The following is a 13540-nucleotide window of genomic DNA, read 5'->3' as shown; positions in this document are numbered from 1 at the left end:
CTCACGCCTACACTTGGAATGCGTTCCCCCTGTAGGCGTGAGCCTGCTCGCGATGACGACATAAGATTCACCTTAGACTGAACGTCCTACGGAAACCTTATGATCCCTGCCTCCCTCACCATCGAAACCGGCCTGCAAACCGAACAGGATTTGCTCGCTTCCATCTGCGCCGGCGACGCCGAATTCGGCCTGCTGTTCTGGCAGCCCAGCGATCGCGCGCTGGTCATGCCGCGCCGCCTCAATCGTCTGCCCGGTTTCGAACGGGCCTGCCAAGTCTCCGCCGCGGCCGGCTGGCCGGTGCTGCTGCGTGAAACCGGTGGCGAGCCGGTTCCGCAATCGGCTTCAACCATCAACATCGCGTTGGTCTACGCTCCGCCCCGCAGCGAAGGCGATCTGAATCGCATCGAAACCGGTTACCGGCGCCTGTGTGATCCGATCTGCGAATTGCTGGATGAACTGGGTGGCTCGTCGTCTCTGGGTGAAATCGACGGTGCGTTCTGCGACGGACGTTTCAACGTCAATCTCGATGGGCGCAAGATGGTCGGCACGGCCCAGCGCTGGCGCCAGAGTCAGGGCGGTCAACGCCCAGTGGGCCTGGTGCACGGGGCGATGCTGGTGGATAACGAGCGCGAGTCGATGGTTGCGGCGGTCAATCGCTTCAATGAAGCTTGCGGTCTGGAGCAGCGGGTGCGGGCTGAAAGCCACATCGCCCTGCACGAGAAATTCGCCGCGCCAAATGCATTGGCGCGTCTGGATGAGCTGTTTCGTTTGATGCTGGCGCAGGTCTACAGCGCCTGAGGTTGCGCGTTTAGCGCGTGCCGAAGACCACCATGGTCTTGCCTTTCACATCGACCAGGTTGCGCTCTTCAAGATCCTTGAGCACGCGACCGACCATCTCCCGCGAACAACCGACAATCCGCCCGATTTCCTGACGGGTCACTTTGATCTGCATGCCGTCCGGGTGGGTCATCGCGTCGGGCTGCTTGCACAACTCCAGCAGGCAACGGGCCACACGACCGGTGACGTCGAAGAACGCCAGATCGCCGACCTTGCGCGTGGTATTGCGCAGGCGTTGTGCGATTTGTCCGCTGAGGACGTAAAGAATGTCTGGATCCTGCTGCGACAATTCGCGGAACTTCACGTAGCTGATTTCGGCGATTTCGCATTCGACCTTGGCCCGCACCCAGGCACTGCGTTCCTGTTCCTGGCCCGCCTGTTCGAACAGGCCCAACTCACCGAAGAAATCCCCGGCATTGAGGTAGGCGATGATCATTTCGCGACCGTCGTCATCCTCGATCAGGATGGTCACCGAACCTTTGATGATGAAGTACAGCGTGTCCGAACGATCGCCCGCGCAGATGATGTTGCTCTTGGCCGCATGGCGACGGCGCTGGCAATGCATCAACAGCTTGTCGAGGTTCTTGATTTTGGGTGTGGGGGTAATAGCAACCATGGTTGTATCCCGAAAAGACTGCACGGTAATGTTTGATTTTTTTATGAGGCGCTGAAGGCGGTCGCTACACAGGCTGACAATTGGCGCCAGCGAATTGGCGCCAGCTTACCAGACACTTCGTCGCAAATTCGAGAAATTACCTACGTTGCAAAGGCATCCGTCCTAGGAGCGACGCGCGCTGTCAAAGCAAAGGCCTGTGCTAAGCTGGCGACCCTTTTTTCTACAGTGGAGTCTTGGCGATGAAGGCACGCATCCAATGGGCTGGCGAAGCCATGTTCCTCGGCGAATCCGGTAGCGGTCATGTCGTGGTCATGGACGGTCCGCCGGACGCCGGTGGTCGTAATCTGGGTGTTCGCCCGATGGAAATGCTCCTGCTGGGCGTTGGCGGTTGCAGCAACTTCGATGTGGTCAGCATCCTGAAGAAGTCGCGTCAGGCCGTTGAAAGCTGCGAAGCGTTCCTCGAAGCCGAGCGTGCAACCGAAGATCCGAAGGTGTTTACCAAGATCCATATGCACTTCGTGGTCAAGGGTCGCGGCCTCAAAGAAGCCCAGGTCAAACGCGCCATCGAACTGTCTGCCGAGAAATATTGCTCGGCCTCGATCATGCTCGGCGCGGCCGGCGTGGCGATCACCCACGATTATGAAATCGTCGAACTCGGTTGAACCGACATTCAACTATCATAAAAGCAGTGCAGACTCTGGCGATCCCTCGCTGACGTCTGCATAATGCGCCACTTTTTTCAGGGCTGTGATCGGTCAACCGACGGGTCATTCGCCTGAACAGATAACCAAAATCGCCATCGCGAAGAGGTGTTAACCGTCCTACGCAGGTGCGTTGTTCGCATTTGACGGGCATGCTTGATCACGCGGCTGCGCCGCATACATAGAGAGTTTTTAACGGTGAAAAGCAAACTCAAGCTCCACGGGTTCAATAACCTGACAAAGACCTTGAGCTTCAACATCTATGACATCTGCTACGCGGAAACCCCGCAAGACCAGCAGGCTTACGTCGAGTACATCAATCAAGAGTACAACGCCGAACGCCTGACGCAGATCCTCACGGAAGTTGTCGAAATCATTGGTGCCAACATTCTGAACATTGCCAGTCAGAACTATGAGCCTCAGGGTGCCAGCGTCACGATTCTGATCTCGGAAGAGCCGGTAACCCCGACTGACAGCCAGATCGAAGAGTCCCCGGGTCCATTGCCCGAAATCATCCTTGCCCACCTCGACAAGAGCCACATCACGGTGCATACCTACCCGGAAATCCATCCGGATGCCGGTATTGCGACGTTCCGTGTGGACATCGACGTGTCGACCTGTGGTGTCATTTCACCGCTTAAAGCGCTCAACTTCCTCATTCACCAGTTCGATTCGGACATCGTGACTGTGGATTACCGTGTGCGCGGCTTCACCCGTGACGTTGAGGGTAACAAGCACTTCATCGATCACGAGATCAACTCGATCCAGAACTACCTTTCCGAAGACACCCGCGACGCGTACCAGATGACCGACGTGAACGTGTACCAGGAAAACCTGTTCCACACCAAAATGCTGCTGAAGAACTTCGAACTGGATAACTACCTGTTCGGCGACGCCACCAGCAACCTGTCCTCCGAGCAGCGTGCTCAGGTGACCGAGCGTGTGAAACACGAAATGCTGGAAATCTTCTACGCGCGCAACATGCCGGCGTAAGAGTTTTCGGGCACAAAAAAGGCGACTACTTTGCGGTAGTCGCCTTTTTTATTGCCGAAACACAGAGCCCTGTGGGAGCTCGCTCGCGAAGAGGCTCTGCCAGACAACGCTAAAGTCAGATCCTGTAGGTGCTCTTGGTCATCACCTTCGCCAACAGACTCATCCCGAACTTCACCGGCGCCGGAAAGCGGAAACCGCCGGCATCCAGTGCACTCTCCGCGTGATGTTCTTCATCAATGCGCATCTGCTCCAGAATCGCCCGGGACTTCTCGTCTTCGGCCGGCAATTGCTCAAGGTGCTCGTTCAAGTGCTTGCACACCTGGTGCTCGGTGGCCGCGACGAAACCCAGGCTGACCTTGTCACTGATCAGGCCGGCCACGGCGCCAATGCCGAATGACATCCCGTAGAACAGCGGGTTGAGCACGCTGGTGTGGCTGCCCAGTTGATGGATGCGCTGCTCGCACCACACCAGATGATCGATCTCTTCTTCCGCGGCGTGCTCCATGGCTGCACGCACCTGCGGCAACTTGGCGGTCAGCGCCTGACCCTGATACAGCGCCTGGGCGCAGACTTCACCGGTATGGTTGATGCGCATCAGGCCGGCAACGTGGCGGGTGTCCTCGTCGCTCATCTGCACTTCAGGCTGCACAATGGCTGGCGACGGACGGTAAGCCTGGCCGCTGAAGGGCAGCAGGGTGCGCATCGCGGCATCGGCCTGCAGCAGAAGACGGTCAATCGGCGAGTAGTGACGTTGGGTAGTCATGCTGACCTCCGGGAAAAATCTCGATGGCCAGTTTAACCGAATCGGCCGGGGAAGGTTTGCGCTGGGTCATTTGGCAGGCGGTCGAACTTTTTTGTGGGAGCGAGCCCCCTCGCGAAGGCGTTGTATCAGGCGGCGACATGTTGAACGTGCCGGCGTCTTCGCGAGCAGGCTCGCTCCCACAGGGAATTGGTTGCGTTTTAGCCCGGTGGCCAGTTCATCTGACGCTGACCCAGAACGTGCATATGAATGTGATAGACGGTCTGCCCACCTTGTTCATTGCAGTTCATCACCACCCGGAAGCCTTCTTCGCAGCCCAGCTCCAGCGCCAGACGCTGGGCAGTGAACAGAATGTGCCCGGCCAGTGCCTTGTCGTCTTCGGTCAGGTCATTGAGGGTGCGTACCGGCTTCTTCGGGATCACCAGAAAATGCACCGGTGCCTGAGGGGCGATGTCGTGGAACGCCAGAACCTGGTCGTCCTCGTAGATGATCTTGGCCGGAATCTCCCGGTTGATGATCTTGGTGAACAGAGTATCCACTGCTGTTTTCTCCGTTGTGTGGGCTGGCCTGAGTGTACTCATGGGAAATGGCTCCGCCCAGTGTTTTGCCGTAGGACAGTTCAACGCGGGCAGTAAGCTTTGTTGATCATGCCGACGATGGTGCGGTTGAGCCAGCGCGAGCCTAGGCGCGGCAGGAAGGCGAACCAGCGGTTGCGCCGTCCCGGAATGATGATTGCGCGGTTTTTTTCCAGCGCGCGCACGGTGTAAAGCGCGACTTCCTCGGGACTCATCAGCAGCTTGCTGTCCTTGAGTTTGTCGCTGTTGAGCTGTGCAGTGCGGAAAAACGCGGTGCGGGTCGGGCCGGGGCAGAGCACCGATACCTTGACCGCGCTCTGTTTGAGCTCAACCCGCAGCGCTTCGGAAAAGTGCAAGACGTAAGCCTTGCTGGCGTAGTAAGTGCTCATCCACGGGCCGGGATTGAACGCCGCCACCGAGGCCACGTTGAGAATCTGCCCGCCGCCCTGCAGGGCCATGCTGTTACCAATGGCGTGGCACAGGCGAGTGAGGGCGAGGATGTTCACTTCGATCAGGTCCTGCTCGGTCATCCAGTCCTGTGCCAGAAACGGGCCGCAGGTGCCGATGCCGGCGCAGTTGACCAACAGATCGATCTGTCGGTCGCCTTCTTCCAGCTCCAGCAGGAAACCGGACAGGCGCAAAGGCTCGCCGAGGTCGCAGGCGCGGAACAATACCTCCACGCCAAACCGCTGGGTCAGTTCGATTGCGATACTTTCCAGCTGATCACGCTGTCGGGCCACCAAAATCAGGCTGCGGCCGCGCCGGGCCAGGGCTTCGGCCATGGCCAAGCCGATGCCGCTGGAGGCGCCAGTGATCAGAGCGTAACGGGTCATGCAATTCTCCATCGCAACAGCTCCGCGCCAGCGACGCAGGTGTCACGGCGGGGAGCGTTGTTCATTCTTTCGCAGAGTCTACAGGGGCCGGAGCGGCTTCGGCTGCATCCTCCTCCGAATTCGCCGCGGGTTCGGTCTCGACCTCGACTTCATCAGTGGTGACCGAGCCGCTTTCGTAGCTGCTTTCGAGGTTGGTTTCATATTCCTGCTGAATGGCCGAGATGCCGCCCAGCATGCCGCCGACAAATATCAGGGCGACGAACACGATCCACAGCGAGCACAGCACCTTGACCGCGGTGCTGTTGGGTGGCGGCGGCGCGCCGTAACGGTTGGCGCCGGTGTTGCCCGGTACGACCATGATCACCAACGGGAAGAAGCTGCCCACGAAGGGCACCAGATTCAGCAACCATAACCAGCCGGACCAGCCGATATCGTGCAGACGCTGCACGCTGAACAGGATGCTGACAATGATGAAACCGAGAAACAGGAAGAACGCAAAAATGCCGCCGATGATCAGGCCGGTGGTGGAGTCGCCGCTGACCAGGCCGAGACCGATCAGGGCGAACACGCCAATGATCGGCAGGGTCACTAGGCTCAGCACCATTGTCCAGGCGAGGAAGCGCAGGCGACCGATCCGCCCTTCAACGCTGAATGGCTTGAGCGTAGCGAATGCCGGCAGGTTCTCGCCGACGTTGGCGCGTGGCGGTGCGTAGGGGGAGTCCGGTTCTGCGACGGTAGTCGGGTGTTCGTGCACATCGGCCAGATTCAGCTCGATCGCCGTTTCGCTTTCGATCCGTGCGTCGATCCCGGTCTTGCCCAGTGCTTGCAGATAGGTCTGTGCATCACTGTGGGACAGGTCGCGCTTGAGGGCGATGGTATTGCCGTTGAACAGGCGCTCAATGCCGGCGACATCGCTTTTGAACAGGGCCGCCAGATTTAGCTTGGCGGTGGTGAGATCGACTCCGGGCTGTAGAGCGCCGTCGAAAACGATCTTGTAACGGGGTTCGCTCATGGCCGTGGCATCCTTGTCGCGAATGAATAGAGGATCGAATTGTAAGGCCAGTCGGTCGGCAACCGGCCTGGTTTTTCTCAGCGAGGCCAGCGTTTCGGCAACTGCGCTGCGTGTTCCAGCGCCTGACGATATTCCGCGTCGAGCCGGGTAATCAACTGATCCACACTCGGCAGGTCGTCGATTTGCCCTACGCCCTGGCCGGCGGACCACACAGTCTTCCAGGCCTTGGCTTCATCGTTGATCGGTTTGAGCTTGTCACCGAAATTGACCTCGCCCTTGCCTTGCAGCGCGGCCATGTCGAAACCTGCCGCTTGCAGGCTTTGGCGCATGAAGCTGGCCGGCACGCCAGAGACCGCAGGAGTATGAATGATGTCTGCCGCTTTGGCAGTCAGCAGCATCTGCTTGTAGGCGTCAGGCGCATGGCTTTCGGTGGTACCGATAAATCGCGTACCGAAGTAGGCCAGATCCGCGCCGAGCAGTTGTGCGGCGAGAATCTCATGGCCATGGTTAAGGCATCCTGCAAGCAACAGGGTTTTATCGAAAAACTCACGGATCTCGGCGATCAGCGCAAACGGACTCCAGGTCCCGGCATGGCCGCCGGCACCCGCCGCGACAGCGATCAAACCGTCGACCCCGGCCTCGGCCGCTTTCTCGGCATGGCGGCGGGTGGTCACATCGTGGAACACCAGGCCGCCGTAGCTGTGAACCGCGTCGACCAGTTCCTTCACCGCGCCGAGGCTGGTGATGACAATCGGCACTTTGTGTTCGACGCAGATGTTCAGGTCTGCCTGCAGGCGCGGGTTGCTGTTGTGAACGATCAGGTTCACGGCATACGGCGCCGGGTTGTCCAGCGTCGCCAGTCCTGCTTCGATTTGCTCCAGCCAGGCTTTGAAACCGCTGCTTTCGCGCTGGTTCAGGGCCGGAAAACTGCCGACCACGCCGTTGCGGCAGCAGGCGAGCACCAGTTCCGGGTTGGAAATCAGGAACATCGGCGCCGCCACGACAGGCAGGCGCAGACGTTGTTCGAGCAGAGCGGGCAGCGACATTGGAAATCCCCCGAAGTGTGGTGCCTGTAGAAGTTAGAACGGCTTGACCACGACCAGAATTACGATAGCCAGCAATATCAGAACCGGCACTTCATTGAACCAGCGATAAAAGACATGGCTGCGGGTGTTCTCGCCACGGGCGAAACGTTTTACCTGCGCGCCGCACATGTGGTGATAACCGATCAGTAACACCACCAGGGTCAGCTTGGCGTGAATCCAGCCGCCCATGCTGAAGATGCCTGGATTGAGGTAGATCAGCCAGCCGCCGAAGATCAGCGTGGCGATCATCGCCGGGCCCATGATGCCGCGATACAGCTTGCGCTCCATGATGCTGAAGCGTTCCTTGCTGACGGCGTCTTCACTTTGCGCGTGATAAACGAACAGCCGCGGCAAGTAGAACAGTCCGGCAAACCAGCACACGATGCTGACGATATGAAACGCTTTGATCCACAGATAGAGCATTTTTAGTTATTCCCTGATTCACGGTAAGCCGGATAGTAGAGGCTTGTGCATCCGCACGTCACCTTGACGGTTGTCGCAGGCGCGCGCGGCCCCTATTATCGACGGCTTTCCAGTGGGTTCGTTGAGGGCAGGTTTATGGTCAAGGTCGGTATCGTCGGCGGCACGGGTTACACCGGTGTCGAACTGCTGCGTCTGTTGGCACAGCATCCGCAGGCAGAAGTGGTGGTGATCACTTCTCGATCCGAGGCCGGTCTGGCCGTGGCTGACATGTACCCGAACCTGCGCGGCCACTATGACGGCCTGGCATTCAGCGTGCCGGACATCAAGACCCTGGGGGCTTGCGACGTGGTGTTCTTCGCCACGCCGCACGGCGTCGCGCATGCTCTGGCGGGTGAGTTGCTGGCGGCGGGCACCAAGGTCATCGACCTGTCGGCGGACTTCCGTCTGCAAGACGCTGAAGAGTGGGCCAAGTGGTACGGCCAGCCGCACGGGGCGCCGGCGCTGCTGGACGAAGCGGTCTACGGTTTGCCCGAAGGCAATCGTGAGCAGATCAAAAAGGCACGTCTGATCGCTGTGCCGGGTTGCTATCCAACCGCTACACAGTTGGGTTTCCTGCCGCTGCTGGAAGCAGGTCTGGCCGATACTTCGCGTCTGATCGCCGACTGTAAATCCGGTGTCAGCGGCGCCGGTCGTGGCGCAGCTGTAGGCTCGCTGTACTCTGAGACGTCGGAAAGCATGAAGGCTTACGCGGTGAAAGGTCACCGTCACCTGCCGGAAATTCGCCAGGGTCTGCGTCGCGCCGCCGGTAAGGATGTTGGCCTGACCTTCGTTCCGCACCTGACGCCGATGATCCGTGGTATTCACTCCACGCTTTACGCGACCGTGGTTGATCGTTCGGTGGATCTGCAGGCACTGTTCGAAAAGCGTTATGCCAACGAGCCGTTCGTCGATGTGATGCCGGCTGGCAGCCATCCGGAAACCCGCAGTGTGCGCGGTGCCAACGTCTGCCGCATCGCGGTTCACCGTCCGCAGGATGGCGATCTGGTAGTGGTGCTGTCGGTGATCGACAACCTGGTCAAAGGGGCGTCGGGTCAGGCGGTGCAGAATATGAATATCCTGTTCGGGCTGGACGAGCGCTTCGGCTTGTCTCACGCCGGTATGCTGCCATAAGGGCAGCTACAAGTTGTAAGCGGCAAGCTTGAAGCTCACAGCTTGAATCTTGCCGCTGCTCCTCTAATAGTTGACCGATTTTCTAGGACAAGCGGATAATGCGCGTCATCACGCATTATGGCGGCGTAACGCCGGGAGATAGTCAGCATGAGCGTCGAATCCTTCACCCCCACGGCTTTGCAATTCACCCAAGGTGCTGCGCACAAGGTGAAGAGCCTGGTCGATGAAGAGGGGAATGATCGCTTGAAGCTGCGCGTATTCGTTACGGGCGGCGGTTGTTCAGGGTTTCAGTACGGTTTCACCTTCGATGAAGATGTGGCCGAGGACGACACCATCGTCGAGCGCGAAGGCGTGAGTCTGGTGGTGGATCCGATGAGCTTCCAGTACCTGGCCGGTGCCGAAGTCGACTACCAGGAAGGTCTGGAAGGTTCGCGCTTCGTGATCAAGAACCCGAATGCCACCACGACCTGTGGTTGCGGTTCTTCGTTCTCGATCTGATCGCACTGCGCTGCACACAACAAAACGCCGCAGAGCCTTACGGTCCTGCGGCGTTTTTTGTTGCCTGAGTTTTGCTCAGTTGGGGTAGATCGCGCCGAGTACGCGCAGGCCTTTGGCGCCAGTGACACTCGGGCGATTGGCGGCAATGCCTTCGAGGCAGCAATGGGCCAGCCACGCGAAGGCCATGGCCTCGACCCAGTCTGGATCGACGCCGTGGCTGGCCGTGCTGGCAACGATTGCATTGGGCAGCAGGTCCGCCAAGCGTTTCATCAGTGTGGCATTGTGCGCGCCACCGCCGCAGACCAGCATTTCCCGGGTATCGGTTTGAGCGCTTTGCAACGACTCCACGATGGTCAGTGCTGTCAGCTCCAGCAGCGTAGCCTGGACGTTTTCAGCGGCAAAGGTCGGCAGTCTGGACAGGTGTTGTTCCAGCCAAGGCAGGTTGAACACTTCCCTGCCGGTGCTTTTCGGGCCTTTGGTCACGAAGAACGGGTCGCTTAGAAGCGCTTTCAGCAAGGCGGGCTCGACTTTGCCGGTGGCTGCCCATTGGCCGTTGCGATCGTAGTTTTCGCCGCGTTGCTGGTGAATCCAGGCATCCATCAGCACATTCCCAGGGCCGCAGTCGAAACCGGCTACAGGCCTGGTTGGCTCAATCAGGCTGAGATTGCTGAAACCACCGACATTCAACACCGCACGGTTACCGGTACGCTCTTCAAACAAAGCCTCGTGGAAGGCAGGCACCAGCGGGGCGCCCTGACCACCTGCGGCCACATCGCGGCTACGGAAGTCACTGACAACAGTGATGCCGGTCAGCTCTGTGAGTAGTGCAGGATTGCCGATCTGCACGGTGAAACCACGGGCTGGTTCATGGCGAATGGTTTGCCCATGGCTGCCGATCGCGCGAATGGCTTCAGGCTTGAGTTGCTGTTGGTCGAGCAGGGTATGGATCCCCTGTGCGGCGAGTTGCACCCAGTGCTGCTGGGCGATTGCCGAGCGGGCAATTTCGTCAGGGCCGCTGGCGCACAAGCTCAAGAGCTCAGTGCGCAGGGCGTCAGGCATGGGGATGTAGTGTGTGGCGATCAGCTTGATCGCCTGGGTCTGTTCGATCAGCGCGATGTCCAGTCCATCGAGGCTGGTTCCGGACATCACACCGATATAGAGGGCCATGGCTTAACGCTTGCTCGAAGCCAGCATGGTGGCTTTCTCTTGGTCCATGCGCGCCATCAACGGCTGGCTCTGCGCAAGGAAGCGCGCACGCTCGGACTTGGCGATCGGATCGGCCATCGGCAGCTTCTGACCCAGTGGGTCGACGTGAACGCCGTTGACCTGGAACTCGTAGTGCAAGTGCGGGCCGGTGGATAGGCCAGTGGTGCCGATATAACCGATCACCTGACCCTGCTTGACGGTGCCGCCGGTCTTCACTCCTTTGGCGAAGCCCTGCATGTGCCCGTAGAGCGTACGGTAGGTGTTGCCGTGCTGGATGATCACGGTGTTGCCGTAGCCGCCGCGGCGACCGGCCAGCAGTACTTTACCGTCGCCAGCAGCCTTGATTGGCGTACCGCGTGGCGCTGCGTAATCGACGCCTTTGTGGGCGCGGATCTTGTTGAGGATCGGGTGCTTGCGTCCCATGGAGAACTTCGAGCTGATCCGGGCAAAGTCCACCGGTGTACGGATGAACGCCTTGCGCATGCTGTTGCCATCGGCGGTGTAATAGCTGCTGTTGCCTTGCTTGTTGGTGTAACGCACAGCGGTGTAGGTCTTGCCGCGGTTGGTGAAGCGTGCGGACAGGATAGGGCCAGTACCGACGGCCTTGCCGTTGACCACTTTCTGCTCGTAGATCACGTCGAATTCGTCACCTTGGCGGATGTCCTGGGCGAAGTCGACGTCGTAGCCGAAGACGCTGGCCATATCCATGGTCAGGCTATGGGAGAGACCGGCGCGAGCGGCGGATTGTGACAGCGAGCTATTGATGACGCCGTGGACGTAAGCAGTACGAACGGTAGGTTTGGCGGTGACCCGGTTGAACGCATAGCCCTTGTCATTCTTGGTCAGGGTGATGGTTTCTACGTCACTGACCTTGCTGTGCAGGCTGGTCAGTTGGTCTTCCGGGTTCAGTTCGAATTCGAGTTTCTGGCCGTGTTTGAGCTGGCTGAACTGTTTGGCTTGTTTGTCGCTGGCCAATACCTCATGCACGGAAGCGGCTGGCAGGCCGACCTTTTCAAACAGGGTGGACAGAGTGTCACCCTTGGCAACGATCACTTCCCGATGGCCGGGTGCCTTTGGTTTTTCGGCAACCGGAGACGGCGCCGGTGCGGCTACGGCGGTTTGCGGGGTGTTTTCTTCAGTATTTTCGATCTGGGCAAATGGCGAAGCGACGGGCTCATTTGTGGCTTGAACCGCGTCAGCAGCGTCTTGATCTTGTGTCAGTTGTTCAGCAGGACTTTCCAGTTCAAGGCTCAGGGTCGTCTTTTTGGCTTCAACATCACTGGAAGGGAATACCAGGAGCGCCAGGCTGAGAAGGGCGGCGATTCCACTTGCGGCGAGCAGGTGGGTCTTCGGGTAAAGCGGTGGCGCTTTAGACGGTTCAGTGGTCATAAGTAGTTTTGACTTTGAAAAAGATGAATTGGAAAAGATGAATGACATGATGAAGATGAAATAACTGTATAAAATATAACCAAATCATCCCCGAAGCAAGTCTACAGACACCCTGTCTGTAGATTGGTGTCCGTGCGCCGGGCAAAACTTGTAATTGGTGCACGATCTTGTATGGTTGGTTCCCTTTGAATCTGAGCCTTGCGGGTCTGTTATGAAGTCGGTTGAAGAGCAGCTAGCGCTGATTAAACGTGGTGCGGAAGAACTATTGGTCGAGTCCGAGCTGATCGAGAAGCTCAAGCGCGGCCAGCCGCTGCGTATCAAGGCTGGTTTCGATCCAACCGCTCCGGATCTGCACTTGGGTCATACCGTGCTTATTAATAAGCTGCGCCAGTTCCAGGAGCTGGGGCATCAGGTGATCTTCCTTATTGGCGACTTCACCGGGATGATCGGTGACCCGAGCGGCAAAAGCGCCACTCGCCCTCCGTTGACTCGTGAGCAGGTTCTGGAGAATGCCGAGACTTATAAGTCTCAGGTATTCAAGATTCTTGATCCGGCCAAAACCGAAGTTGCGTTCAACTCCACCTGGATGGATCAGATGGGGCCGGCGGACTTCATTCGTCTGACGTCGCAATACACCGTCGCTCGCATGCTCGAGCGCGATGACTTCGACAAGCGCTACACCACCAATCAGCCAATCGCTATCCATGAGTTCCTCTACCCGCTGGTTCAGGGCTACGACTCGGTTGCTCTGCGCGCCGATGTCGAGCTGGGCGGTACCGATCAGAAGTTCAACCTGCTGATGGGGCGTGAACTGCAGCGTGGTTATGGTCAAGAAGCTCAATGCATTCTGACCATGCCGTTGCTTGAAGGTCTGGATGGCGTGAAGAAGATGTCCAAATCGTTGGGCAACTACGTCGGCATCCAGGAAGCGCCAGGTGTTATGTACGGCAAGCTGGTTTCGATCCCGGATGCGTTGATGTGGCGTTACTTCGAGTTGCTCAGCTTCCGTTCGATGGATGAGATCAATGCATTTCGCGCAGATGTGGAGGCGGGGGCCAACCCACGCGACATCAAGATCAAGTTGGCGGAAGAAATTGTTGCGCGTTTCCATGGTGAGGAAGCGGCAGCCAATGCTCATCGTGCAGCGGGCAACCGTATGAAGGATGGCGAGCTGCCGGATGATCTGCCAGAGATCGAACTGACTTCTGCTGAAGATATGCCGATTGCTGCTGTCCTTAATAAGGCGGGTCTGGTGAAGAACTCGGCGGCGGCGCGCGACCTGTTGGCTTCTGGTGGTGTGCGGGTTGACGGTGAGGTGGTTGATCGCTCCTTTATATACGTACTGGGCGCGACCCACGTTTGCCAGGCGGGCAAGAAAGCATTTGCACGTATCACGCTGAAATCTGAATAAAGTTGAGATTAGGGGTTGACGGCGAATTCTA

The 13540-nt window shown here is 58.5% G+C and carries 15 protein-coding genes; 6 read left to right on the top strand and 9 right to left on the bottom strand.

The genetic code is table 11. The annotated features are described in order from the left end of the window. Window positions 1-99: 99 nt before the first annotated feature. A complete protein-coding gene (locus tag NN484_RS03900) occupies window positions 100-798 on the top strand; it encodes a lipoate--protein ligase family protein (RefSeq protein ID WP_215500753.1) in 699 nt (232 codons plus the stop codon). Between the two features lie 10 nt (window positions 799-808). Here NN484_RS03900 and crp read toward each other — a convergent pair whose 3' ends face one another. Further along, window positions 809-1453 carry a cAMP-activated global transcriptional regulator CRP gene (gene crp / locus NN484_RS03895; RefSeq protein ID WP_003228797.1) on the bottom strand — a complete coding sequence of 215 codons (645 nt, stop codon included), beginning with the start codon at window positions 1451-1453 and terminating at the stop codon, window positions 809-811. 239 nt (window positions 1454-1692) lie between these two features. Between crp and NN484_RS03890 the strand changes: the two genes are divergently transcribed. After that, a complete protein-coding gene (locus tag NN484_RS03890; protein ID WP_003228794.1) occupies window positions 1693-2115 on the top strand; it encodes an OsmC family protein in 423 nt (140 codons plus the stop codon). 237 nt (window positions 2116-2352) lie between these two features. Beyond that, the gene (gene speD / locus NN484_RS03885) at window positions 2353-3147 is read left to right on the top strand and encodes an adenosylmethionine decarboxylase (protein ID WP_027610737.1); all 795 of its coding nucleotides are present in this window, start codon (window positions 2353-2355) and stop codon (window positions 3145-3147) included. A 115-nt stretch (window positions 3148-3262) separates the two neighbouring features. On the opposite strand, the gene coq7 is transcribed toward speD, so the two are convergent. From coq7 to hemJ, 6 genes are all read right to left on the bottom strand, one after another. After that, window positions 3263-3910, bottom strand: coding sequence for a 2-polyprenyl-3-methyl-6-methoxy-1,4-benzoquinone monooxygenase (gene coq7, locus NN484_RS03880; protein ID WP_127647766.1), 648 nt, complete (start codon window positions 3908-3910; stop codon window positions 3263-3265). A gap of 197 nt (window positions 3911-4107) precedes the next feature. After that, entirely contained in the window at window positions 4108-4446 is a 339-nt protein-coding gene (locus tag NN484_RS03875) for a histidine triad nucleotide-binding protein (protein WP_127647765.1), read from the bottom strand. A gap of 80 nt (window positions 4447-4526) precedes the next feature. Continuing rightward, the gene (locus tag NN484_RS03870; protein WP_127647764.1) at window positions 4527-5315 is read right to left on the bottom strand and encodes an SDR family NAD(P)-dependent oxidoreductase; all 789 of its coding nucleotides are present in this window, start codon (window positions 5313-5315) and stop codon (window positions 4527-4529) included. A 61-nt stretch (window positions 5316-5376) separates the two neighbouring features. After that, on the bottom strand, window positions 5377-6327 hold the full coding sequence (locus tag NN484_RS03865) for a DUF805 domain-containing protein (RefSeq protein WP_215500754.1): 951 nt from the start codon (window positions 6325-6327) through the stop codon (window positions 5377-5379). 77 nt (window positions 6328-6404) lie between these two features. Beyond that, the gene (locus NN484_RS03860; RefSeq protein WP_127647762.1) at window positions 6405-7373 is read right to left on the bottom strand and encodes an NAD(P)H-dependent flavin oxidoreductase; all 969 of its coding nucleotides are present in this window, start codon (window positions 7371-7373) and stop codon (window positions 6405-6407) included. Between the two features lie 33 nt (window positions 7374-7406). Next, window positions 7407-7835 carry a protoporphyrinogen oxidase HemJ gene (gene hemJ / locus NN484_RS03855; protein ID WP_127647761.1) on the bottom strand — a complete coding sequence of 143 codons (429 nt, stop codon included), beginning with the start codon at window positions 7833-7835 and terminating at the stop codon, window positions 7407-7409. 135 nt (window positions 7836-7970) lie between these two features. Here hemJ and argC point away from each other — a divergent pair, with 135 nt between their 5' ends. Both argC and erpA read left to right on the top strand, forming a co-directional pair. Continuing rightward, complete coding sequence (gene argC / locus NN484_RS03850) at window positions 7971-9005, top strand: N-acetyl-gamma-glutamyl-phosphate reductase (RefSeq protein ID WP_274658607.1); 1035 nt, start codon at window positions 7971-7973, stop codon at window positions 9003-9005. Between the two features lie 147 nt (window positions 9006-9152). Beyond that, window positions 9153-9503 carry an iron-sulfur cluster insertion protein ErpA gene (gene erpA / locus NN484_RS03845; protein WP_003228776.1) on the top strand — a complete coding sequence of 117 codons (351 nt, stop codon included), beginning with the start codon at window positions 9153-9155 and terminating at the stop codon, window positions 9501-9503. Between the two features lie 75 nt (window positions 9504-9578). Here the strand turns inward: erpA and NN484_RS03840 are convergent, their stop codons facing one another. After that, window positions 9579-10670, bottom strand: coding sequence for an anhydro-N-acetylmuramic acid kinase (locus NN484_RS03840; protein ID WP_215500756.1), 1092 nt, complete (start codon window positions 10668-10670; stop codon window positions 9579-9581). 3 nt (window positions 10671-10673) lie between these two features. Continuing rightward, entirely contained in the window at window positions 10674-12098 is a 1425-nt protein-coding gene (locus NN484_RS03835; RefSeq protein ID WP_274658606.1) for a peptidoglycan DD-metalloendopeptidase family protein, read from the bottom strand. Window positions 12099-12309: 211 nt separating this feature from the next. On the opposite strand from NN484_RS03835, the gene tyrS reads away from it, so the two are divergent. Then, on the top strand, window positions 12310-13509 hold the full coding sequence (tyrS, locus tag NN484_RS03830; protein WP_215500757.1) for a tyrosine--tRNA ligase: 1200 nt from the start codon (window positions 12310-12312) through the stop codon (window positions 13507-13509). The last annotated feature ends 31 nt before the right edge of the window (window positions 13510-13540 follow it).

It is taken from the genome of Pseudomonas serboccidentalis, from assembly GCF_028830055.1.
In the GTDB taxonomy this organism is placed as follows: domain Bacteria; phylum Pseudomonadota; class Gammaproteobacteria; order Pseudomonadales; family Pseudomonadaceae; genus Aquipseudomonas; species Aquipseudomonas serboccidentalis.
This window is presented reverse-complemented; position numbering and strand designations above follow the sequence as displayed.